The 22646-nt window shown below is 66.0% G+C and carries 25 protein-coding genes; 10 read left to right on the forward strand and 15 right to left on the reverse strand.

What is annotated here, in order from left to right; translation table 11 throughout:
• Nucleotides 1–330 precede the first annotated feature (330 nt).
• Together ABE423_RS13465 and ABE423_RS13470 are read right to left on the reverse strand one after the other, a co-directional pair.
• Nucleotides 331–1515 (reverse strand): MFS transporter, encoded by a 1185-nt coding sequence (locus tag ABE423_RS13465; RefSeq protein WP_346486353.1) that lies wholly within the window; start codon nucleotides 1513–1515, stop codon nucleotides 331–333.
• Nucleotides 1512–2690 (reverse strand): serine hydrolase domain-containing protein, encoded by a 1179-nt coding sequence (locus ABE423_RS13470; protein WP_180838304.1) that lies wholly within the window; start codon nucleotides 2688–2690, stop codon nucleotides 1512–1514. Before ABE423_RS13470 ends, ABE423_RS13465 begins: the two co-directional genes overlap by 4 nt.
• Before the next feature lie 228 nt (nucleotides 2691–2918).
• Between ABE423_RS13470 and ABE423_RS13475 the strand changes: the two genes are divergently transcribed.
• Nucleotides 2919–3818, forward strand: a complete 900-nt coding sequence (locus tag ABE423_RS13475; RefSeq protein ID WP_180838303.1) for a LysR family transcriptional regulator — start codon at nucleotides 2919–2921, stop codon at nucleotides 3816–3818.
• A 225-nt stretch (nucleotides 3819–4043) separates the two neighbouring features.
• The gene (locus tag ABE423_RS13480; RefSeq protein WP_346486356.1) at nucleotides 4044–5651 is read left to right on the forward strand and encodes an ATP-binding cassette domain-containing protein; all 1608 of its coding nucleotides are present in this window, start codon (nucleotides 4044–4046) and stop codon (nucleotides 5649–5651) included.
• Between the two features lie 136 nt (nucleotides 5652–5787).
• Here the strand turns inward: ABE423_RS13480 and ABE423_RS13485 are convergent, their stop codons facing one another.
• A complete protein-coding gene (locus ABE423_RS13485) occupies nucleotides 5788–7113 on the reverse strand; it encodes a GTP-binding protein (protein WP_253145592.1) in 1326 nt (441 codons plus the stop codon).
• A 69-nt stretch (nucleotides 7114–7182) separates the two neighbouring features.
• Here ABE423_RS13485 and ABE423_RS13490 point away from each other — a divergent pair, with 69 nt between their 5' ends.
• A complete protein-coding gene (locus tag ABE423_RS13490) occupies nucleotides 7183–7554 on the forward strand; it encodes a MerC domain-containing protein (RefSeq protein WP_032130409.1) in 372 nt (123 codons plus the stop codon).
• A gap of 75 nt (nucleotides 7555–7629) precedes the next feature.
• Here ABE423_RS13490 and ABE423_RS13495 read toward each other — a convergent pair whose 3' ends face one another.
• Nucleotides 7630–7914 (reverse strand): metal-sensing transcriptional repressor, encoded by a 285-nt coding sequence (locus tag ABE423_RS13495; RefSeq protein WP_032130410.1) that lies wholly within the window; start codon nucleotides 7912–7914, stop codon nucleotides 7630–7632.
• Between the two features lie 48 nt (nucleotides 7915–7962).
• On the opposite strand from ABE423_RS13495, the gene dmeF reads away from it, so the two are divergent.
• Nucleotides 7963–8937, forward strand: coding sequence for a CDF family Co(II)/Ni(II) efflux transporter DmeF (dmeF, locus tag ABE423_RS13500; RefSeq protein WP_346486360.1), 975 nt, complete (start codon nucleotides 7963–7965; stop codon nucleotides 8935–8937).
• 119 nt (nucleotides 8938–9056) lie between these two features.
• Here the strand turns inward: dmeF and ABE423_RS13505 are convergent, their stop codons facing one another.
• Nucleotides 9057–9332, reverse strand: a complete 276-nt coding sequence (locus ABE423_RS13505; RefSeq protein ID WP_346486362.1) for a hypothetical protein — start codon at nucleotides 9330–9332, stop codon at nucleotides 9057–9059.
• Between the two features lie 90 nt (nucleotides 9333–9422).
• Between ABE423_RS13505 and ABE423_RS13510 the strand changes: the two genes are divergently transcribed.
• The 3 genes from ABE423_RS13510 to ABE423_RS13520 all read left to right on the forward strand — a co-directional run bounded on the left by ABE423_RS13510 (nucleotide 9423) and on the right by ABE423_RS13520 (nucleotide 11911).
• Nucleotides 9423–9839 (forward strand): hypothetical protein, encoded by a 417-nt coding sequence (locus tag ABE423_RS13510; RefSeq protein ID WP_346486364.1) that lies wholly within the window; start codon nucleotides 9423–9425, stop codon nucleotides 9837–9839.
• Nucleotides 9840–9950: 111 nt separating this feature from the next.
• Nucleotides 9951–10613, forward strand: coding sequence for a hypothetical protein (locus ABE423_RS13515; RefSeq protein WP_346486366.1), 663 nt, complete (start codon nucleotides 9951–9953; stop codon nucleotides 10611–10613).
• Between the two features lie 455 nt (nucleotides 10614–11068).
• Nucleotides 11069–11911: an MnmC family methyltransferase gene (locus ABE423_RS13520; protein WP_346486368.1), complete on the forward strand. Its 843-nt coding sequence runs from the start codon at nucleotides 11069–11071 to the stop codon at nucleotides 11909–11911.
• 3 nt (nucleotides 11912–11914) lie between these two features.
• Here ABE423_RS13520 and ABE423_RS13525 read toward each other — a convergent pair whose 3' ends face one another.
• Complete coding sequence (locus tag ABE423_RS13525) at nucleotides 11915–12883, reverse strand: polysaccharide deacetylase family protein (RefSeq protein WP_346486370.1); 969 nt, start codon at nucleotides 12881–12883, stop codon at nucleotides 11915–11917.
• A gap of 70 nt (nucleotides 12884–12953) precedes the next feature.
• Nucleotides 12954–13613 carry a hypothetical protein gene (locus tag ABE423_RS13530; RefSeq protein ID WP_346486372.1) on the reverse strand — a complete coding sequence of 220 codons (660 nt, stop codon included), beginning with the start codon at nucleotides 13611–13613 and terminating at the stop codon, nucleotides 12954–12956.
• 133 nt (nucleotides 13614–13746) lie between these two features.
• On the opposite strand from ABE423_RS13530, the gene ABE423_RS13535 reads away from it, so the two are divergent.
• Nucleotides 13747–14427: a hypothetical protein gene (locus ABE423_RS13535; RefSeq protein ID WP_346486374.1), complete on the forward strand. Its 681-nt coding sequence runs from the start codon at nucleotides 13747–13749 to the stop codon at nucleotides 14425–14427.
• A gap of 91 nt (nucleotides 14428–14518) precedes the next feature.
• Here ABE423_RS13535 and ABE423_RS13540 read toward each other — a convergent pair whose 3' ends face one another.
• Together ABE423_RS13540 and ABE423_RS13545 are read right to left on the reverse strand one after the other, a co-directional pair.
• The gene (locus ABE423_RS13540) at nucleotides 14519–14692 is read right to left on the reverse strand and encodes a hypothetical protein (protein WP_004139657.1); all 174 of its coding nucleotides are present in this window, start codon (nucleotides 14690–14692) and stop codon (nucleotides 14519–14521) included.
• A gap of 9 nt (nucleotides 14693–14701) precedes the next feature.
• A complete protein-coding gene (locus ABE423_RS13545; protein ID WP_346486376.1) occupies nucleotides 14702–15514 on the reverse strand; it encodes an alpha/beta hydrolase in 813 nt (270 codons plus the stop codon).
• Nucleotides 15515–15735: 221 nt separating this feature from the next.
• Between ABE423_RS13545 and ABE423_RS13550 the strand changes: the two genes are divergently transcribed.
• Together ABE423_RS13550 and ABE423_RS13555 are read left to right on the forward strand one after the other, a co-directional pair.
• Nucleotides 15736–16215, forward strand: coding sequence for a nuclear transport factor 2 family protein (locus ABE423_RS13550; RefSeq protein ID WP_346486378.1), 480 nt, complete (start codon nucleotides 15736–15738; stop codon nucleotides 16213–16215).
• Nucleotides 16216–16290: 75 nt separating this feature from the next.
• Nucleotides 16291–16707, forward strand: coding sequence for an XVIPCD domain-containing protein (locus ABE423_RS13555; RefSeq protein WP_065724798.1), 417 nt, complete (start codon nucleotides 16291–16293; stop codon nucleotides 16705–16707).
• Between the two features lie 63 nt (nucleotides 16708–16770).
• On the opposite strand, the gene ABE423_RS13560 is transcribed toward ABE423_RS13555, so the two are convergent.
• From ABE423_RS13560 to ABE423_RS13585, 6 genes are all read right to left on the reverse strand, one after another.
• A complete protein-coding gene (locus ABE423_RS13560) occupies nucleotides 16771–17835 on the reverse strand; it encodes an XVIPCD domain-containing protein (RefSeq protein WP_346486381.1) in 1065 nt (354 codons plus the stop codon).
• 40 nt (nucleotides 17836–17875) lie between these two features.
• Complete coding sequence (locus ABE423_RS13565; protein WP_346486383.1) at nucleotides 17876–18451, reverse strand: hypothetical protein; 576 nt, start codon at nucleotides 18449–18451, stop codon at nucleotides 17876–17878.
• A 143-nt stretch (nucleotides 18452–18594) separates the two neighbouring features.
• Nucleotides 18595–19740, reverse strand: a complete 1146-nt coding sequence (locus ABE423_RS13570) for a YncE family protein (RefSeq protein ID WP_346486385.1) — start codon at nucleotides 19738–19740, stop codon at nucleotides 18595–18597.
• A gap of 186 nt (nucleotides 19741–19926) precedes the next feature.
• Nucleotides 19927–20940 (reverse strand): XVIPCD domain-containing protein, encoded by a 1014-nt coding sequence (locus ABE423_RS13575; protein WP_346486387.1) that lies wholly within the window; start codon nucleotides 20938–20940, stop codon nucleotides 19927–19929.
• A gap of 2 nt (nucleotides 20941–20942) precedes the next feature.
• Nucleotides 20943–21578, reverse strand: a complete 636-nt coding sequence (locus ABE423_RS13580; RefSeq protein ID WP_346486389.1) for a hypothetical protein — start codon at nucleotides 21576–21578, stop codon at nucleotides 20943–20945.
• Nucleotides 21575–22501 (reverse strand): XVIPCD domain-containing protein, encoded by a 927-nt coding sequence (locus tag ABE423_RS13585; protein ID WP_099479146.1) that lies wholly within the window; start codon nucleotides 22499–22501, stop codon nucleotides 21575–21577. Before ABE423_RS13585 ends, ABE423_RS13580 begins: the two co-directional genes overlap by 4 nt.
• Nucleotides 22502–22646 lie beyond the last annotated feature (145 nt).

Here is a 22646-nt window from a genome sequence, read left to right on the forward strand (position 1 = left end):
TTGTGTTGTTGTGCGTCTCGGGGGGGCGCCGGGGGGGGGGGGGGGGGGGGGGGGGCCGGGGGGGGGGGGGGGGGGGGGGGGGGGCCTGCGCAGGGGGCGCTGCAAGTACGTCCATGTAAGCTCGGTCGCCGCATCCATGCGGCTCACGCCCCTGCGCAGCCCACCCACCCGGCCACGGACACATTGCGGCGGCGTCCCACCACGGAATCAACAGAAGAATCAAAGGCCAACGCGGGTCGCTGCGCTCGGTGGATCCACGCCATGCGTGGATGGCGTGGACCACGGTAGTGCCGGCCGCTGGCCGGCACCTCGGTAACGTCTGGTCTGCGCCTACGCCCAGGCCTTCGGCCGTGCCAGCAGCCACGCCACGGTCACCGCCAGCAGCAGCAACGGCAACCATCCCAGCTGGCTCGGGCCACTGGCCTGCAGCAGCACGCCGCCTGCTACGCCACCGCCGGCAATCGCCAGGTTCCAGCCGGTCACCAGCATCGATTGCGCCAGGTCGGCGGCAGCACCCGCGCGACGTGCCAGTGCAGTCTGGAACAGGGTTGGCACGGCGCCGAACGCCACGCCCCACAGGATCGTCGCCAGCAGCAGCGCCGTTGCCTGTCCCGGCCATAGCAGCAGGGCCAGCACCGGCAGCAGGAAGCCGATCACCGCCGCCCACACCAGCGCACGCAGGTGGCGATCCACGCCCCAACCGGCAATGCCGATACCGACGATGGCAGCCACACCGAAGGCCAGCAGCAGGCGGTCCAGCCATGGGCCGGCACCGGCGTCCACCGCCAGCGGTTCGATGTAGGTGTACAGCACGTTGTGCGCCAGCACGTACAACACCATCACCAGCAACGCGCTGCGTACACCGGGCATGCGCCACACCGTGCCCAATGACGTGCGCTGGCCGGCACCGGCAGCCGGCAACGCCGGCAGTGTCCAGCGCGCGTACGCCAGCAGCCCGACACCCAGTACGCTCATCAACGCGAACGCCCAGCGCCAGCCGATCTGCTGGCCCAGCAACGTGCCCGCCGGTACGCCCAGCGACAGCGCCAGCGGTGAACCGACCATCGCCACTGCGATCGCGCGGCCCTGCAGTGACGGCACCACCATGCGCGCCGCGTAGCCGGCCACCAGCGACCACAGCAGGCCACCACTCACACCGGCCAGGAAACGCGCGGCAAGGATCAGCGGATAGCTGCTGCTCACGGCGGTCAGCGTGTTGACCACCACGAAGCCGGCTATCGCCGCGAGCAGCAACGGCCGCCGCGGCAGGCGCTGGGTCAGCGCGGTCATGGGCAGTGCGGCCATCACCGATCCCAGCGCGTACACGCTGACCAGCTGGCCCACCGCCGCATCACTCACGCCCAGGCTCTCGCCCATCGGCCGCAGTACACCGGCGGGCAGGGTCTCGGTCAGCAGGGTGATGAAGCCGCCACCTGCAAGCGCCAGCAGGCCGGCCCACGGCAGGTGTGTAGCTTCGCCGGCAGGACTCGCCGCATCAATGGCATGGCCGCTCATCGTGCAGCCTCCAGATCGGCATAGACGGCGTCACGCAGTTCATCGACGAAGGCGCCATCCATGCCTTCGTACAGGGTGTTGGTCAGCGCCACCACGCTCAGCCCACGCGCAGGATCGACAAACCAGCTATGGCCGTAGGCACCGCCCCAGCGCCAGGTGCCTTCGCTCTGCGGTGTGCCACTGGCGGCGGCATCGCGCAGCACCGCAAAGCCCAACCCGAAGCCCCAGCCGGCCGGTTCCGGCGGCCCCTGCTCGCCCACCTGCGGGCTGGCCATCTCCGCCACCAGCGCGGGCGGCAACAGATTCGAAGCTTGCACATCGCGCAAGGCCTCCAACACCGCCATCACCTCGTCGGCGCTGCCAATCAATCCAGCACCGGCCGAAGGGAAACGGCTGGCATCGGTGGCGCGCGCGAGGCTGTACTCGATGCCGACGGTGCCCTCGAATGGAGCGACCACCTCGCCTTCCTGCAGGCGATGCGGCTGCGGCGCGTCGGTGACATAGGGCGTGGCCAGCCGCGCAGCATCGTCGATGGCAAACGCGCTATCGCGCAGGCCCAGCGGCGTGGCCAACAGGCGTGCGAACAATGCCTGCAGCGTTTCACCAGTCGCGGCTTCAGCCACGGCGCCCGCGACGTCCACGCCCAACGAGTACAACCATTGGCTGCCCGGCGCGAACAGCAGCGGCGCCTGCGCGATGCGATGCACGTTGTCGGTCAGCGTCAGCGGATTCGCATCCATGCCATCGCTGACGCCGGCCTGTGCGTACGGGCCATCCGCATCGGCTTCGAGGAAGCGGTAACCCAGCCCGCTGCTATGGCTGAGCAGTTGGCGCAGGCTGATCGGCGGCGTGCTGCCATCGGCCAGCGCCGGGCGGAAGTCCGGCAGCCAGCGCTGTACCGGCGCATCCAGGTCCAGCACGCCTTCGGCTACCAGGCGCAGGATCACCGTGGTCAACAGCGGCTTGCTGACCGATGCCAGCCGGAACAACTGGTCGCGCCGCATCGGCGTGGCCGACTCGCGATCGGCCAGCCCGGTCGCGCTGGCGTGGCGCAGCACACCGTGCTCGCGCACCAGCACCACCGTACCGACCAGGCGCTGTGGGTGGACCTGCTGCAGCAGCCGCTGCACCGACGGCAGCGTCGGCGCAGGTGCAAGGGAAGGAACAGCGTTCATCGCGGTGATCCGTGGGGAGAGGCTCGCCACGTTAGGCACCACGCCCCCGTGCAAAAAGCCGGTTGCCGCTCCGGGCATCATGGACCGTGCAGTCCGCAATCGGCATGATGGCCGGAACTGCAAGGCCGCAACGGGCTCCACACCACTTCGCACCACAGTGTTGCGATGGCGGAGCCGTCCGCTACAGCCGCGCCGACCTACCCTGCCGCTTTCATTGCCCGCACGCCCATGTCAGTCCTGGACAACCTCGCCAATCTGCAGACCTTCGTGCACGCGGCCGACACCCGCAGCTTCGTCGAGACCGGGCGCCTGCAGGGCATCTCGGCCTCGGCCGCCGGCAAATGCGTTGCCCGGCTGGAACAGGCACTGGGCGTGCGCCTGTTCCACCGCAGCACGCGCAGCATCACCCTCACCGCCGAGGGCCAGCTGTTCCTGGCACGCTGCCGGCGCATCCTCGACGAGCGCGATGCCGCGCGCACCGAGTTGGCGCAACCGCATGCCGCACCAAGTGGCACGCTGCGCATCGGTCTGCCGCTGGTGGGTGATCTCACTCTGCCGCTGATGGCCGAGTTCATGTCCGCGTATCCGGACATCCGCCTCGATCTGGATTTCAGCGACCGCCTGGTCGATGTCATCGAGGAGGGTTTCGATGCCGTGCTGCGCGTCGGCGAGCCCAGCGACTCACGCATGAACGCACGACGCCTGGGCGTGTTCCCACGCCGCATCGTCGCCTCGCCGGCGTACCTGCAGCGGCGCGGCACGCCGCGCACGCCGGCCGATCTGATGCAGCACACGCTGCTGCACTATCGCTTCCCCAGCACCGGCAAGCTGGAACTGTGGCCGATCCACTGGCCCGACCATGAAACACCGCAGGAACTGCCAGTACACATGGTGGCCAACACCATCGAAGCGCGGGTGGCGCTTGCATTGCGCGATATCGGCCTGGCATTCGTGCCGGTACACTCGGTGCGCGATGCACTGGCCGACGGCCGGCTGGTGACCGTGCTCAACGAGCATGTGCACTCCTGCGGCATCTTCCACCTGCTGTGGCCGTCGGGCCGCCACGTGCTTCCGAAGCTGCGGGTATTCATCGACTTCGTCAGCGCGCGCCTGGAAACCGTGCCCTAGGCGATCGATCCACCCCATGCCCGGCTCACAGTAGATCCACGCCATGCGTGGATGCCTTTGTAGAGTCGCGCCATCAAACCATTCAGCCAACCCCGCTATACTGGCCGCTCATTCCTCCCAGAGGCTCGCGACCAATGCGCCATTGATGCCGCCGTCTTCACAACAGACGGCCTGACTCTTCCCGCCCCTGCGCGCAGGGGAGAACCCGGCATCCATGGAGGTCGCATGACCCCGCATTCCCTCACGCTCGATCGCGTGTCGTATCGATTGGCCGACGGCCGCCCGCTGTTTTCCGATCTGACGTTTTCCTTCGAACCGGTTGCTACCGGCCTGGTCGGTGCCAATGGCGCTGGCAAAAGCGTGCTCGCACGCCTGCTGGCCGGCCGGCTGTCGCCCGACAACGGCCAGGTACGTGGCAGCGGCCGCGTGTTCCTGTTGCCGACACCCGGTTATCCACCCGCCGGCACGGTCGGTGAACTGGCCGGTGTGGGTGAAGCGCTGTCCGCGCTCGCACGCATCGAAGCCGGCAGCGTCGATGAGGCCGACTTCACCTGCATCGGCGACCGCTGGGATCTGCGTGAACGCCTGCAGCAGCAATGGCGTGCGCTGCAGCTTCCCGACGACCTCGATCCCGCCCAGCCGGCCGCGCGCCTCAGTGGCGGCCAGGCCATGCAGGTGGCGCTGTCCGGCGCCTGGGCCAGCGGTGCCGACTGGCTGATCCTGGACGAACCCAGTAACCACCTCGACGCACGCCATCGCCAACAGCTGTACGAACAGTTGCAGCAGTGGCGCGGTGGCCTGCTGGTGATCAGTCATGATCGCGAGTTGCTGGGCCGCATGCAGCAGATTGTCGAACTTGATGGGCGTGGCCTGCATCGCTATGGCGGCGCGTGGCAGCACTATGCCGAAGTGCGCGCCGCCGAACGTGAAGCCGCCGCCGCCCAGCTTGACCATGCACGTGCGCAGCATCGGCAGCAGCAACGCAGTGCACGCGAACAGCACGAGCGCCAGCAGCAACGCCAGGCACGTGGCAACCGTGATGCAAAGCAGGCCAACCAGGCACCGATCCTGCTTGGCCGCCAGAAGCAGCGTGCCGAAGCCAGTCATGGGCGCGCGCAGCAGGTGCAGTCCGAACGCCTGCAGGCCAGTGCAGAGCAGCTGCGTGCAGCGGCGACAGCCGTGCACGTCGCACCGGAGCTCGCACTGTTTTCCGGTGATGGGGAACGTGGCAGCGCACGCCTGCTGCAGGCGCAGGATCTGGTCCTCCCACATGGCTGCAGCGCCCCGTTGCAGCTGGAGATCCGCCGCGGCCAGCGCATTGCTGTGGTCGGTGACAACGGCAGCGGCAAATCGACCCTGCTGCGTGTGTTGGCGGGCCAGCTGCCAACGCGCGGAGGCACGGTGCAACGCCACGCACCGCTGGCGCTGCTCGACCAGCAGCTGCTGGGATTGTCCGGCGAGCGCAGCATCCTCGATAGCGTGCAGGTGGCCAATCCGGGTGCGGACCCGGGCGATCTGCGCACCCGGCTCGCGCTGCTGGGACTGGATGCGCAGCGCATCCAGCGTCCCGCCCGCAGCCTCAGCGATGGCGAACGGGTGAAGGGCGCACTGGCCAGCGTGTTGTACGCCGATCCCGCGCCGCAGCTGTTGCTGCTGGACGAGCCCGGCAATGCACTGGACCTCAGTGCATTACAGGCGCTGGAAGAACTGCTTGCGGCATGGCCGGGCGCACTGGTGATGGTCAGCCACGACCGGCACCTGCTGCAGGCGTTGCGGCCGACCCAGGTGCTGCAGGTGAGCAACGAAGGTTGGCAGTGGCGCGACGCGTTGTAGATCCACGCCATACGTGGATTCGATTCTGTAGAGTCGAGCCATGCTCGACTCCGCCATGTCGGCCATCCACGCATGGCGTATCGACCCGGGGTAGTGCCGGCCGCTGGCCGGCAGCCCAAAGAACCTCAACGCATCGTCAACGCTTCCACACCGGGAACGCCTGTGGCAACTGGTGCCACAACAATGGCCCCGCCCGCAGCTCCTGGTCGTTGAGCAGGCACGCATCCAGCTCCGCACGCACCGCGCGCTCGTCCATGTGCACACCGATCACCACCAGCTCCTGGCGGCGGTCGCCCCACAACGGATGCCACAGTCGCGCCATTGCCGCGTGCGCCGCGCTGTCCGGGAACTGCTCCAGGCCCGGCAGCGGCGCGCTCCAGCAATCAGCCTGCTGCCGCGCCCAGCCGAGGTCGCTGTATGGCAACGGCGTCGGCGGCAACAACGGTGTGGTGTCTTCCAGCCCAGCCCGCACGCGGTCGCGCGCGGCATACCAGAAGCCCGCCGCCTGCGTGCGCGTCGCCGCGCCCACGGTGTTCAGCTCACCTACCCAATCCATGCGGTTGGCCAGCCAGAACCAGCCCTTGCTGCGGATCACGCCGGGCATGCCCGACTGCAGTGCGCGCGCGAATCGCGCGGGGTGGAACGGACGCCGCGAACGGTAGACGAAGCTGCCGATGCCGTACTCCTCGGTCTCCGGCGTGTGCTCGCCACGCAGCTCCTTCACCCAACCCGGTGCGCGTTGCGCACGCTCCATGTCGAAGCGGCCGGTATCCAGCAGCTCGGACAACGGCACATCACCGAAGCTGGACAGCAGCAGCTTCGCATCGCGGTTCAACCCGCGCAGCACGGCCAGCGTGTCCTGCAGCACCTCGTCGTCCACCTGGTCGACCTTGCTGACCACGATCACGTCGGCGAACTCCACCTGCTCGCACAGCAGATCGACCACACCGCGATCATCGTCCGGCCCGGCCTGCTGGCCGCGCTCGGCCAGGCGCAGGGTCGAGCCGAAGTCGGCAAGGAACGCGCTGCCGTCGACCACCGTCACCATCGTGTCCAGCCGTGCGATGTCACTCAGGCTGAAGCCGTGCTCGTCGCGCACCGCGAAGGTGGCCGCCACCGGCATCGGTTCGCCGATCCCGGTCGATTCGATCAACAGATAGTCATAGCGGCCGGCCTCGGCCAGGCGCTGCACTTCCTGCAGCAGGTCGTCGCGCAGCGTGCAGCAGATGCAGCCGTTGCTGAACTCCACCAGCGTCTCTTCGGTGCGGCGCAGCTCGGCGCCACCTTCGCGCACCAGCTGCGCATCGATGTTGACCTCACTCATGTCGTTGACGATGACTGCCACGCGCAGGCCCTCGCGGTTGCGCAGGATCTGGTTGAGCAGGGTGGTCTTGCCGGCCCCCAGGAAGCCGGACAACACGGTGACCGGAAGGCGACGGTCGGCGCGGGAAACAGTGTTCATGTCGGAGCGGGTTGGCTGCGGAACGGAAATGTTACTGTATAACAATTGCCGCGCAAGGAACCTCCCCCGATGAAGTCGCCTTCTGCCGCCCTGCTCGATGCCGGCGCGGTCGCCTTGTCCAGCCTGTGCCTGCTGCACTGCCTGGCGCTGCCCCTGCTGGCCGCCGCACTGCCCCTGTTCGGCGCGTGGGCCGAAGCGGAATGGGTGCATCTGCTGTTCGTGGCCATTGCCCTGCCACTGACCGGCTACGCGCTGTGGCGGGCCGAGCGCCGTCACCCACTGCCCGTGCTGGCCTGGGCCACCGCCGGCGCCGGGCTCGGCCTGCTGCTGGCCGGCGCGCTGGCGCTGCCCTCGCACGACTGGGAGACACCGATGACGGTCACCGGCAGCCTGCTGCTGGCCGCCACGCACATCTGGAACGCGCGGCACCGGCACGGGTAGTGCCGGCCGCTGGCCGGCAACCCCATGAACGCCGCACGCAACCTGCAGTTGCCGGCCAGCGGACGGCACTACCTGCTATTTGCCGTAGCGGCGCAGCAGCTCCACCAGCACCGCGGCCTCGTCCGCCCGCTGCTGCGGGTCATCGGCACCCACCACGTGTTCCTGCAGGTGCTCGTGCAGCAGCTCCATCAGCAGGCTGTGGGCGGCACCGCGCACGGCGGCGACCTGCACCAGCACGCCCGCGCAGTCCCCCGCTTCCCCCTCGGGCTTGTCCAGCGCCTGCTCCAACGCCGCCACCTGACCCGCGATGCGGCGTACCCGGGTCAGCAGCTGCTTTCGATTCTTGTGTACATGAGCCATGGCGCGATCATATACCCTATGGGGGTATCCACTCCAGCTCCCGCCGCCATGCAATTGGACGCCCTAGCCGCCGCCCGCCGCCACGAACACCGCTTCGACGACGGCAACCCGCTGGCCGAACGCAATACCCGCCGCGCCCTGTGGCTCACCGTCGCCATGATGCTGGTAGAGATCGTCGGCGGCTGGTGGTTCAACTCCATGGCCGTGCTCGCCGACGGCTGGCACATGAGTTCGCACGCGCTGGCGCTGGGCCTGTCGGTGTTCGCCTACCGCTGTGCGCGGCGCTATGCACACGATCCGCGCTTCGCCTTCGGCACCTGGAAGATCGAGATCCTTGCCGGCTATACCAGCGCCATCGCACTGCTTGGTGTTGCCGCGCTGATGGCCGTGCAATCACTGGAGCGGCTGTGGGTACCGGCGCCGATCCACTACAACGAAGCCATCGCCATCGCGGCGGTAGGGCTGGGCGTGAACCTGCTCTGCGCCTGGTGGCTGCACGACAGCCCGGGCCACGCGCATCACCATCATGGGCATGGGCACAACCATCACCATGGGCATGATCACGATCACCACGACCACAGCCATGCGCACGGTCACGACCTCAACCTGCGCTCGGCCTACGTGCACGTGCTGGCCGACGCCGCCACCTCGGTGCTGGCCATCGTCGCCCTGCTTGGCGGCAAGCTGCTGGGCCTGACCTGGCTGGACCCGGTGATGGGCCTGGTCGGCGCCGTGCTGGTGACGGTCTGGGCGATCGGCCTGCTACGCGACAGTGGCCGCATCCTGCTCGACGCGCAGATGGATGCGCCGGTGGTGGCCGAAGTACGCGAGGTGATCGAACAGGGCCCGTGGCCGGCACGCCTGGCCGACCTGCACGTCTGGCAGGTGGGTCGCGGCAAGTACGCGGTCAGCGCCAGCGTGGTCACCAGCGACGTCAGTCTGGATGCCGATACCGTGCGCAACGCGCTGGCGATTCATGAGGAGCTGGTGCACGTGACGGTGGAGATTCACCGCAGCGCATGATCCACGCCGGGTAGTGCCGGCCGCTGGCCGGCATGGCATGCTCCGGCCGCCGCTGACCAGTAGAGCCAGGCCATGCCTGGCTGCGTTGCCCACAAGTCGAGCATGGCTCGACTCTACAACTACAGCTTCAACATCATCCGCAGCAGGTACATCAGCAGCGGCAGCGCGCTCAGCACCGCACCACCGATGCCGATCCACGGCCAGCGCTCACCGCGCACGCGCGAAGCTACCGCCAGGCCACCGCCCACCAGTGCCGCGCCCAGCACGCCCACGCCCAGCCCCGCCGCCAGGCTGTTGTCTCCCGCCGCCTGCGCTGCCAACGTGCCCGCGCCCCAGCCCACCACGATCCCCAGCCAACTGGCCACGCCGCACCACGGTGCCTTGCCCTGCGCCATCCGAAAACCCCTTTGTCCTTGCCGAATTTCTGTACGGGCCGTGCCCGCGTGCTGCCTACACTAGCCGCACCTGCCCCGTCGGGACATCCCATGCGCACGCTCCGCCTGCTGCTGCCCGGTGCACTCCTGCTGCTCACCGCCTGTAGCGGTGACGCCGGGCTTCCCTTCTCCGCCGACCCACTGCAGGGCTGCTTCGCCACCAGCGCGCGCAAACCGGCTGACTTCCGCATCGAGAAGGAAGGCGGCCAGTACTTCGTCTCCTTCAGCCGCGGCGAGCAGTGGCAGCGCGAACCGAATGCCCTGCACAAGGCCACCCGCAGCGAGATCAGCCGCTACTTCCGCGACGACGCCGAACAGATCGACAGCGCCTTGATCCGCATGGCCGGCGGCTTCGGCATCTTCCACTTCAACAAGGGCGCGACGCTGAAGGGCAAGGCCAGTGACAGTGACTACATGGCACTGATGCTGATTGGGGCCGGGCCGGTGTATGCGGTGAAGTGCCAATAGCGACAGACAAAATTGAGAAATGTTTGAAATCCGAAGAACTGCCTGATGCGCCCCAAAATGCAATGGGGCAAGTAATGAAGATGGAGCCTCACCCAGATCTGAGAGGCTCAAATGAAACTGCAGATAGCGATTCTCACGTTCATTGTCTCTGCATCCGTTCAGGCAGGAGACGGAACTCCAGCTGATGGACAAATCGCTGACGAAGCGAAGACCCCATCAAGAATCGTCCGCAGCGCGGAATGGCCTGACTTCATTGGGGGAACGATCAGTGTGGAGCAGTCCCTCAATCGCAACTCGAAGGGACAATATGTATATCGCTACGACGATCAAACGCAAGCGACGAAGCAGTATCACGAGGCTTCCTGCGCGGATATCGGGATGAACCCCGCCAAGGGCGAGTCCATCACAGTGGGGCCAGGAAGCGCCGCGTGGCATTGCTCAAGCATCGAGTCGAACAGTACTAGCGACGCAAAGAGTACTGACTATGTAATCGCCTATGCACCAAATGGACAGGTATCAGCTGGCCAGAACTTCATTTCCTACGGAACCGTAAGATTCAACAGCTCAGTCAGCGGGAACATCCAGGGTAGCGCGCAAATAGACAACGGGAGGTGCCATACCTTCTATAACGAGTATTACCCACCAAACACAGTGGGTAGCCATACCGCAAGAGTACTCTGCTTCGCTCATGCCCCACAGACAATGAATACGTTGATGGAAGGCTGTGTACCGCGTGCCTGTGCAAGCAATCGCGGCTCCATCAGAGCCAACTGACATCCGAACCCTTTGACGAAGCAGTGAGGGTGACGAAGTCCCCCTCGTTGCTCAGGCTCATGATCCCATCCCGATGATCGCCGCCATCTTTCAATCCCTGACTTTCCTATCAGGATCGTGCCTTCCGGGCCAACTGAGTGCCGACTACAGCTTGTCCGGGACGCCTATCGTCATCCGTAGCACATTGGCCCCTGACAGTTCCGGAAACATGATATGCATCCAGCAACTTCTCATCAGGAATGAAGAAGGAATACTGACCTATCACTACGCTCTTCAGCCCTCAGCGGCACGAGACTTCCACGAAGAATTCTGCGCCGCCATGGGCATGACGCCCTCATTGGGTACTGCATCTCTACCAAGTCCCTCATCCGGTTGGGCCTGTACTACGGAATCTCAGTAACCCTGCCAAGGCCCTGCGGTACCATGCCCTCCCCCGAACCGCCCCGGTACCCGCCGTGCCCCATTACACCGGCCCCCTGCTGACCCGCGACAGCGCTGACACCCTGCGCCGTGCCCATGACAAGGGCACTGCCGACTGGCAGGGCTCGCTCGACCTTGGCCGCAGCGAGGACAGCGTGGCCCTGAACGCCGACGGCTTCCACTTCCGTGGCCAGGCCTACCCGTGGCCGGGCAAGCTGAAGGACCGCACGCTGTACTACTGGGACGGCGAGGACTTCGCGCCAATCTCGCGCTACAGCGGTTCGCTGATCAAGCTGGTGCCGACCGAATGGGGCGCACCGACCTTCGAGATCGACGGCATCAAGATGCTGCCCACCTCCAAGCTGTCGCCATTCGAGGACGCGCGCCGCAAGGTCGAGCTGGTCGCCCCGGCCGGCAAGGTCATCCTCGATACCTGCGGTGGCCTGGGCTACTTCGCCGCCTGCGCGCTGGAGGCCGGCGTCGGCCAGATCCGCTCGTTCGAAAAGAACGCCGATGTGATGTGGCTGCGCACGCTCAACCCGTGGTCCCCGGATCCGGACTCGGCCGCGGCCGGTGGACGCCTGCAGTTCAGCCACGGCGATGTCTCACAGCAGATTGAACAGGTGGCCAGCAACACCGTCGACGCGATCCTGCACGACCCGCCGCGCTTCGGCATCGCCGGCGAACTGTACTCGCAGGTGTTCTACGACCACCTCGCCCGCGTCATCCGCAAGGGCGGGCGCTTGTTCCACTACACCGGCGCGCCGAACAAGCTGACCAGCGGCCGCGACGTGCCACGTGAAGTGGCCAAACGCCTGGAAAAGGCCGGCTTCAAGGCCGAACTGGCGCTGGACGGTGTGCTGGCCGTCAAGCGCTGAGCCTCACTCCGAATCCACCTTGGCCAGCTTCATCACCCACTTCGGCACTTCCGGTTCACCGGCGTAGAAGTCTTTCGGCTTCTTCTCGGCCATCGCCCAGCGGTGCAGCCAGCTCGGGCCATAGCGACCGCTGTAGCCCTCGGCGCCACGCGCGTAGGCAGGATCGCGCATCGCCTCATCCAGTGAAATGAAGCGATAGCCGCGCCGCTTGGTCGCCGCCACCAGTTCGGCGAAGGTGGCTGCATTGAGCTCATTGGCGTGCATCAGCCACACCTGCGGCAGCGCGTAGCCCAGCAGCGCCTGCGACTGCTTCTCGTAGTAGTCCAGCTTGTTCAGCATGTACGGCACATAGCCCTTGCGCAGCTGCGCCAGCGTCGCCTCGCGCGCCGGGGAATCGGGCTGCTCGTTCATCACGTTGGCATAGGCGAAGGCCCACACCCACTCCCCGTTGTCGACCGTCACCGGTGCCACGCGGTAGCCATGCTGCTTGAAGAACACGTCCATCTCCGCGCGTTCTTCCGGTGTGCGTCCGGCACGCAGATAGGGATGGCGCATCCACTGCGGCTTCAGTCCGCGCTCGGCCAGCAAGGGCCGCAGCACCGTTTCACCACGCAGGAAATCCTGCTGGAACGCAGGCACACCCTTGGCGTTCAGATCCATGTGCGAATACGTGTGGTTGCCCAGCACATAGCCGGCGTCCAGCCAGTCGCGCAGCATCTGCACCCGCGCCGGCTGCACCTGCCCGTCGATCTCGAGCTTGTTCTCGTTGACGAAGCCGACCACCGGCACACCCGCCTGGCGGAGTTGTGCCATCAACGCTTCATGCCGCAACTGCAGGTTCGGCGGAACGATCTCGTCCACCCGTGCCCACGGCAGGTCGTCGATGGTCACCGCAATCCGGCGGTCCATCTCGGCGGCATGTACCGCCAACGAACACAGCAGCAATGGCACGGCACGCAGCAACCAACGCATCAGCACTTCCTTGCAGGAGCGAAGTGCTGACTTTAGCGCGATTGCGGGCGCGTGGTTGGTCACACACCCGCTATGGGCTGGACGACTGCACCTGACGTTCGCGCACGATCGCCCGCCACAGCATGAATCCCGCAGCCATCGCCGTCAGCATCAGCGCGACCAGCACCAGAGCAAGATCATCGGGGTTGCGCAGCAGCGGCGCATGCTCATGGGTGAGGATCTCGAACACCACCTGCTGCGCCTGCGCCAGCGGCAACCTGCCCTGCTCACCCAGCTCAACCATGCACGCCGCAGGAGACAGCGTCGCCACGCTGGTCCATGCCGTGTCGTACAGACGCAGCGCCCAACTGGCCAACGCCAGTATCACGCCATGCAGTGCCATCATTCCCCAGTTGGCCAGGCGCAGTCTCCCCGGTAGGCGCCCGAGCCGATAGAGACTGATCGACATCGCGCCCAGCATGGCCAGCACCACGCCGGCCAGCGGAATCCAATGCAGCGGCTGCCAAGGCTCAAGCGCCAGCGAACGGGCCATCAACTGCTCCGCCACCTGCATGCGTGCCACCGGATCCGGGCCGCCGCAGGTTTCATCCACCGGCTCCAGCAGCAGATCCACGCGGTAATGGAAGAAGCCGGCTGCCAGCGCCATCGACAGCAGCGCCACCACCTGCAGCACCATCAGGATCGGGCCGGGACCACAGATACGACAGAAGCGGGTAGCAGCAGAGACCATCGGTTCATCCGTGACAACAAAGGACCATCCTAACCAAGCGCCCTGTGCCTGTCGGCTGGCGGATACGACAACCGGCACGCGGTCCCGGTAGGATGTGGATGAGCATGGATGGTCGTCTGTAGAGGTGTTGTGGATGGTCACGCTGTATCTGTGGGTGCGAACGCTGCTTCCGCTGTTAGCGTTCGTGATCGCGTGGATGCTGCTGTCGCGCCTGATCAAGGCCCGCGCAGCGCGCCTTCCACGGGTTCCTTTGAACCTGCCCGAGCACAGCAGCAGCCCGCGCAGGAAGGACCGGCGCATCTACGCGCGCAAGCGGCGGCGCAAACCGGGCCTGCGCACCGCAACGCGCCCGGCCACCGCACCGCGCAGCTGGAACCTCGCGGCGGTGTTCGTTTCGCTCTCCGCATTGATCGCCACCGTGCTGGTCGTGCCGGATGGCGCGCGCTTCCAGGTCATGGTCGAGAGCATCACCGGCTACCCGGCTACGATTGCTGAAGTACATGTTCCCGCCGCCAGGCAGCCCCTCGTGCTGCAGGCGTGGCAGCCAGCACTGACGCAGCTGTCGCGGCCGGTAACAATGCGCTACCCGATCGGGCGCACCGGCGGCGAGCATGATGCGCGCGCCACGCTACCGGTACAGGTGAGGCATCAGGGTGACCGGCTGCAGGTGGCTACGGCCGTGCCGGTGGACGCCGAATGGCTGCGTGCTGAGCTTGCGCGACTGGCGGGAATGTCGGTTGAGGCAATCACCGTCCGTCAGGGCAAGATCTCACCCTGGTGGGAACCCGGCTGGATGCCGCTGGCCGACCTGTAGAGCCGAGCCCACGCTCGGCTGCTGTTGCAGTAGATCCACGCCATGCATGGATGGATGCAGAACGGAGTCGAGCATGGCTCGACTCTACAGATCAGGATCCGCGCGGCAGCTTCGCCGCCCACATGTTGTCCACGAGATTCGGATAGCGCCGCCCGTTCTCTTCCGCACGCTGCCGAGCTGCCTCTTTCTGGGCGGCCGACAGCGGTTGCGATGTCTGGCCCTTGGGGTTGGGCTTCTTCCACGGCGGTGTCTTCGGTTCGCGCATCGCGGCAGCTTACCGTTTCAGGAAGTTCAGCAGTGCCAGATTGAAGTGATCAGCATGACTGGTGTTGCAGCCATGCGGCGCACCTTCAAGGATCACCACTTCGCTGCCCGGAATGGCTCGGTGCGTGCGTTCGCCAGAGCCCTCGAAGGGCACGATGGCATCGCTGTCGCCGTGCAGGATCAGGGTGGGCACGGTGATCTTCTTCAGGTCGCCGCGGAAATCGGTGGTCGCGAAGGAATGCATGCAGCCCAGCGCCGCCGTCTGATCGGACTGATGGCACAGCGCGATCGCCGCCTGACGCGTCTCTTCGGTCACCATCAACTGGCCATTGGCGCTGAAGAAGTCGCGGGTGAAGCCATCGAAGAACGCCTCACGATCCTTCTCCAGACCGCTGCGCATTTCATCGGCCTTTTCCTGGGTGAGCGGCCCTTCCGGATTGTCCTCACTGCGCAGCAGATACGGCGGCACCGCAGCAGCAAACACCACGCTGTGCAGTCGATCCTGCCCGTGATTGGCCACATAGCGCGCCACCTCACCGCCGCCCATCGAGAAGCCGACCAGGGTGACGTCACGCAGCTCACGCTCCTCGATCACCCCGGCCAGGTCCGCTGCCAGCGTGTCGTAGTCATAGCCCTCGGCCGGCTTGTCGGAACGGCCGAAGCCGCGCCGGTCATAACTGATCACCCGATGCTGCGCATCGCGCAGGATCGACACCTGTTGTTTCCAGGCATCGGCGGACAGCGGCCAGCCGTGGATCAGAATGACCGGGCGGCCGTCACCACCGGTGTCTTCAACGTGCAGGCGAATGCGGGAAGCAGGCATGGGAGCTCCTGTGGAAGGGGAGGCTTTCAGGCTATTGGCCGGCCCCTATCGCGGCCGTGATGGAATCGCCGGTCGCCATGACATCGCCTGCACAGACGACGACGCCTCGGCCGGGTCGCAAATGCGGGCATTCGCTCCGTGGAAAACCCGTTTGGTCGCAGACCGGCTGCAACGGGCCAGATGCCATGCGAGCCTGCGTGAACCACCCTTGGAGCCTCGCCATGTTGCTGCTTACCTTGCCCCTGCTGGCTGCCGGCCTCGTCGCCACAGCGCCGTCCACCGATGACCTGCGCGAACAGATCCGCCAGGCCGACACCCAGCTGTTCGCCGTCGCCTTCGAGGCCTGCGATGCCGACAAGGCCGCCGCGATGACCACCGAAGACATGGAGTTCTTCCATGACAAGGACGGCAAGTCGGCCAGCAACCGCGAGGACTTCCGTCGCAGCGTGGCCAACATGTGCAGCAATGCGCGCAAGGGCGGCTGGAGCCTGCGCCGTGAGCTGGTGGAACCTTCGCTGCAGGTGTTCCCGCTGCACGACGAGCGGGCGCTGGAGATCGGCGACCACCGCTTCCATGAACGCGGCAAGGATGGCGTGGAGCGCTGGGTAGGGCAGGCCCGTTTCATCCAGGTCTGGCGCCACGTTGATGGGCGCTGGCTGGCCGAGCGGGTGATCAGCTACGACCATCGCCCGGCGGACTGACCCCTCGGGCGCGCTTCACGGGCCGGATCTATACTGACCGGGCCCACCACGACCCACCGCTACCGTTCGATCGCCATGGCAGAGATCACCAACAACCACCCCGACTACGGCCTCAACCAGCAGATCCGCCAGGGCGTGGCCACACTGGACGCCCAGCATGGTCGCCCGTTCGATCAGACCAGCGAGCGCCTGACCGCCAGCCTGACCGTGCTCGCCCGCGAGCAGGGCCTGCAGCAGGTCGACCATGTGCTGGTCAGCAACGCCACGGCCAACCAGCCGGCCGGGCACAACATCTTTGTGGTGCAGGGCGACCCGGCCAATCCTGCGCACCTGCGCGCGATGATGCCGACCGCCGTGGCGGCGCAGACGCCGGTGGAGCAGTCGATGCAGAAGCTGGGCATTGCCCCGCAGCAACCCACCGTGGGACAGCTGCCCGAACAGCAGGCCCGAGAGCAGGAACAGCAGCAGAACCCGGCACACCGCCTGGGTTGAACCGCCTCCAGCGTTGCTGGCGGCCCAGCGCGAGAATGCCGGCTCGCCGTGGCGCTTGCCGCCCTAGGCCATACGCGGCCCGGACTGCTCCTGCACTTGGCGCTGCTGCAGCTCATCCTGCGTGCGCGACTGCGCAGACTGCGACACCTGCTCGGCACGCTCGAACGAGGTTTCCGCCGGTGTCTGCGCGGCCACCGCAGTTGGCATGCTGGCGCGCAGCTGTGCCGGGTCGTCGCGCTCGCCCTGCACGATGAAGATGTTCTGCGCCACATCGGCCTGCGCCGTACGATCGCTCAACAGCACGTGGTCGACCTGGGTCAGGCCGTTCGCTTTGGCCAGGGCGTACAGGCTGGCGCTGATGTTCTCGCTGGTGGCATCGAAGGCGCGGCCCCGCTCTGCATCGAGCAGGGCCACGCCCTGGTGGATCTGCGAGAGCAGCAAATCGTTGCCGTGCCTGGCGAGATGATCACCACTTCGTTCGCCCACGCCCTCAGCGTCGCTCAGGATGCGTTGCTGGAAGCTGCGCGCGGGCAAGGGATTGGTTTTCTTCTGATTGAGCTCGCTGTCCGGAAACGGCGGATCAATGCTGTCCACACCATGGATGTTGCGCAGCGGTCGGAATCCATCCTTGCCTGCGCCCTTGCTCTCCAAGGGAATGCGGACATCGGGAAGCAATTGACCAATACCGCCTCCCAGCGCGTTCACGTCGATGCTCTTTTTCCGCTCGATGCCCGCGTGGTTCAACGCTTCCCAGGTGAAGTCAACGCAGTTGTGGCGCACGTCCTTGTATTGCAGATCGAAGCCGTACTTATCCGGGTGCGCGCCGAACGACTCAAGCTTCTTGTACTGTTGCTCGCTGATCTCGAGCGTGCGGCTGTAATGGGGGCTCTTGTACTCGGCCGCATCGGTCTTCATGACCTCGCCCGGCCCGTTCATGCTTCCATGCTCGGAAGGCGCGAAGCCAAAACTCCGCGTGGTATTGTCCGGCCCATGGAGCACGTAGAACATGTGCCCTGGCCCGGATGTTTGCGGAACCCCATCCACAACTTTCTGTACACCTCTCTCGTCCACCAACGGCGTACCAGGTGCGGCAATGACGATTTCTACGGTGTAGCGCGGCTTATCCATAAGAAGAATCCTTCAGTTCCTTCCAGCAGTGGGATGGCGACTATTTTCCCGAGAGAGGGTCCGCATGGACCCGCAGCTGTGCCGGGTAATGCTGGAGCGCAGCGGTGGACTGCACCGTGCGCACATCCAGGCGGTAGCGGGCACCCGTTTCCATCGGCAGCGTGACGATGCTCAACCTGTATCGGCTGGCGTCCATCGATACCTGCTGCGCGTAGCGCCAGTCTGCCGATGCATGCCATTCGGGGAGCGGCTCACCCAGATTGCGCGCCCTTGCCTGATAGACATCAGAGGTTGCAACGTCCTGCCAGGCACCTGTGACCCAGCGCTGCAGGGACAACTGGAAGGGAACATGAACACTGTCCATGTCAGGCTCACTGTCAGGCGCGGGTCCGTGTCGCTGCACCTCAAGATCCAGCACATAGGGTCGACCCGGATAGAAGTTGCGGGCATTCGTCTCGAATTCGAACCGCACCTCCTGGCCGGGTTCGGCAACGTCGATCGATTTGACCAGATCCAGCGGCTCCGGCGCGTCCGGTACGCTGCTGCTGCAGCCGCCGAGTGCGCCCGCCAGCGTGAAGAACAGGCCGGCACGCAGCCAGCGATGGATACCCAGCATGATTCAGACCCTTTGGCTCCCTGCCATGGGCTTCAACCCTAGCGGGCGGCCTCCGGCACTGCAACCGGGCAAAGAAAAAGGCAGGGTCTGCACCCTGCCTTCTTCACGCGGCACGTCGGCGGGCGTGGCCCGGCGTCATCGCATTACAGCTGAATCCGCGCCACGCTCTCGTCGGCGCCCTTGTCATCCTTCTCGCCGTTCTTGATGCTCACGAACAACACGTTGTTCTTCGCATCCAGCGCCAGGCTGTTCGGGTGGGTCGGCACGGTGTACGTGGCCACCTTCTGGTAGCTGTCACTGTTGTAAGCGGTCACCGTGCCGGCTTCGCGGTTGGTCACGTACAGGCGCTTGCGCGGTGCATCCAGCAGGATGCCCAGCGGGCCGGCGTCGGTCGGGATGCTGGCCAGTTCCTTGCCGGTGCTGCGGTCGAGCACCAGCACGCGCTGGCCCGGGTGCTTGCTGACCAGGCCGCTGCTCTTGGCCTGGTAACCACGCAGGAATTCCGAGCCCTGATCGGTCACGAACAGGCGCTTGCCGGCCGGGTCCAGCGCGATGTTCATCGGCTGCTCGGCGGCGATCTTGTGCTGCGCCACCACCTTGTTCGAATCGGTGCCCACCACCACCAGGTCGGCCAGCAGGTTGCTGGTGTAGACGCGCTTGCTGGCCGCATCCAGCGCCAGGCCCGGTGCCTTGGCATTGCCCAGGCCGTCGATGGTGTTGATCACCTTCAGCGTGGTGGTATCGATCACGAACAGCACGCTGCTCACGTCCGGCTGGCTGCTGTGGCCGGTCACGTACAGGCGGTTGGCCGCGCTGTCGACCACCAGCTCGCGCAGATCGTGGGTGTAGGCGGCCTTGCCATCCTTGCCGGTCTTCTTCTCCATCAGCTGGATGGTGCCGACGGCCTTGTTCTGCGCGGTGTCGACCACCGTCACCGACAGGTCCACGGTGTTTCCCACGTACAGGCGGTTGTGGGCGTCATCCAGCACCACGCCGAAGGCTTTTCGCTCCAGCGGAATGCGGGTTTCCACGGCCAGCGTGGCCGGGTTCAGGCGCAGCACCTGGGCCGGGCCGGCGTCATCGCCGAAGCCGCCGGAGGAGGCCACGAACACGGCGTTCTGCTTCGGGCTGTAGGCCAGCTCGTACAGGCCCTTGGCCACGGCCTGGCGCTGCACAGCGGCGGTGGCACTGGCGGCGGGTGCGTTGTCGGCGAACGCGGAGGGCGCGCCGAGGCTGAGCGAAACGGCAACGGCCAGCGCGGCCGAGCGGAAAAGAGGATTACGGAACATGCGAGCGTCCTTGAATGGGCACGGGAAGGTGTCCTGGCTCGCTGGGCCGTACTGCGACGGCCCGCCCCGCATCTGTCTGCGCAGGGTGGGCTGGCTGGGGTTGCGGGGGAATGGTAGCAGGTGGGGGGCGTGGCGTGCGTCTGCCTGAGCGTGGCAGACGTTCGACCTTGGAACCGCGTCCGCCGGCTATGCCATCCGTGGGCCGTGGCTCTGTTGCAGTTGCTGCTCTTCCTGCAGGCGCTGCACATCGCGCTGCGGCGGGTTCTGCTGCAACTGCGCGACCCGTTCGAACGAGGCCTCCACCGGTGCCTGCGCTGCAACCTCCGCGGGCATGCTGGCGCGCTGGTGTGCCGGGTCACTGGGGTCCCCCTGCACGATGAACAGCTTCGGTGCGGTATCACCGTGCTGCTCGCCCAGCACCACTTCGTCCACGCGCGAGAACTGCTGCTCCTTCGACAGCGCGAGCAGGCTGGCACTGACATTGCCGTTGCGTGCACCGAAAGCGCCGAGGTCGGCCACCTGCTGGTGGATCTGGTTGAGGCGGGCATGATCGTCGTGCGCCGGGTCTGCGGGCGTGCCGCTTGCCGCGAGTGCACTGTTGCCGCGCCACTGCTCGCCGTTCTCGGTGAACATCCACTCGCGGAACGTCTGCTTCGGCATCGGGTTCCACTGCACCCTGTCCAGCTCGCTGCCCTTCACCTGCTGCGGAATGGCGTTGACCGCGCGGATGTTGTCCAGGACCTTGGTGGCGCCCTCGTAGTTGGTGATCTCCCCGGCCAGCCCGACCGGTCGCAGGCCTGCGTGGTTCAGGGCACCCCATGCGAAATCGGTGCAGGCGTTGGCGAAGAAGTCGTAGTTCATGTCGAAGCCGTGCTTCTTCGGGTCCGCCGAGAACTCGAGGATGCGGTCGTACTGCTCCTTGCTGATCTCGATCGTGCGCTCGAAGCGGGGCTTGTCGTAGACCGACACGTCCATGTCATCGACTTTGCCCCTGTTCGGCTCGTCCTTGGTGCCTGCGTGGGTGAAACCAATGCTCTCCGGCAAGGGTTCACCCGAACGGCGCAGCGACAGGAACATGTGCCCCGCGAACGAAGGCTCCAGCAGGAACCTGTTTCCCTCGGCATCACGGCCGTAGCGCGGCGTGCCGGGGGCCGCCAGATGGATGGTTACGCTGTAGCGTTCGGCATCGTCCTTGTGCATGTCTACTTTCCTAGTGATTGGTAGCCAATGATCAATTCTGCTTTCAGGCCATCCAGCTGGGGTCGATCCTCCACAAGGTCGACCAGCAGAACGTAGCGCCCGGGTGCAATGCCTCCGGCCTGCGCCAGCTGCAGCGTGCGATAGAGCACGTCTTCAGAGTACAACCCGGCCTCGGCCAAGCTGTTGATGTCCACACTCCCCGTCGTCAGGTCTGTGACCACGCCATCATCGGCGATCTTCTGCGAGTCGCGTCCATCGCGGGTACGCTGCCAGAGCTGTACATGACGAGCCGAGCTGCCATCAATCCGCTCCAGGCGCAGCCGCGCTGGCAAACGTCCGAGAGTGATCTTCTCCGAAGCATCCAGCAGCCGCCGCGCGTCGGTATCCTGCAGCCGCAACCCGATGTTCAGAATCGGAATGGCCGGCTTCTGGGGTGCCGGCAAATCAAACGTGACCTCGGCAATCCGACCGGCCTTCTGCAACTGCACGGCCCGCGTGATCGGCACAACCGTGCGGGACTCGGCCTGTGCGCGCGTCAGCAGGGGCGGCGCAACCTCAGGCGCTGGTGACGCACGGCATGCCGCCAGCGCGCCCAGCACCGCCAGTACCACCGCCCCCCGCCGCTGTGGCCGCGTCATTGCTCCTTCAACCGCAGCGAATCGGCCACATCCGTCTTGGCCGCCACTTCAGTGGCGATGCTGGCGCGGCGGTGCCCGGGGTCGTTGCGGTCGCCCTGCACGATGAAGATGCTCTCTGCCGCATGGCTGCTCTTGGTCGGCTGGCTGAGCAGCACGTGGTCCACGCGCGAGAGATTGTTCTGCTTGGCCAGCACCAGCAGGCTGGCGCTGATGCGCTGGCTGGCCGCATCGAACGGGCGGCCATGCGCGGCATCCAGTTCGGCCACTTTCTGGATCAGCTGCGAGAACAGGCGATGGTCGGGATGAGAAGGGTCCAGCAGCGTGCCGGCCACTTCAATCGGCGTCGGCGGCGGCTCATCGCTGGCGCGGTCACCCTGGCGATGGTGCTCGGCCTCGCGCTCGGGCATCGCATGATGGGTTTCGGCATTCAGATCGCTGCCCGGGAACGGCGCGGCAATGCACTGGATTTCCGGCAGGTTGAACAACACCGCGAACTCGCCCAGGTTGCTGCCGCCATCCAGCGGCGCCGGCAGCGGATGCAGGCCGGCGTAGTGCAGCGCCGCCCAGACGAAATCGCTGCAGCGATTGATGGTGGCCGGGCGATCCACATCAAATTCGAACTCGGCCGGTTCCTCAGCGAAATCACGCAGGCAGCCGTAATGCTCCTCGGTGATTTCCAGGGTGCGGCTGTAGTACGGGTCCAGATGCTCGTCCGCATCATCGTGGCGAACCTGCGCGTACTGCACGCCGGAGCGGGTTTCGCCCGGCACTTGGCGCGGTGGTGCGAAGCCATAGCTGTGGGCCTCGTCGCCCGCGGCCACCTGCAGATACATATGGCCGCGCGGCGAAATGCCCCCACTTCTTAGCGGAGTGCCGGGGGCGGCCAGGTACAGCGTTGCGGTGTAGCGTGTTGCCTGCTCCATGCCTGTTCAGCCTTGATGGGTGCTGCGGTCCTGGCCGGATGATGGCATAGGTGAGATGGGCGGCAGGTGGAGGACAAAGTTGGGGCCACGACTGGCATGCTGAATGTGTGAACCAGCCAGCAATCCCAAGGGGAAGAAGCTGACT

Source organism: Stenotrophomonas sp. TWI1409, from assembly GCF_039673015.1.
Lineage (GTDB): Bacteria > Pseudomonadota > Gammaproteobacteria > Xanthomonadales > Xanthomonadaceae > Stenotrophomonas > Stenotrophomonas maltophilia_A.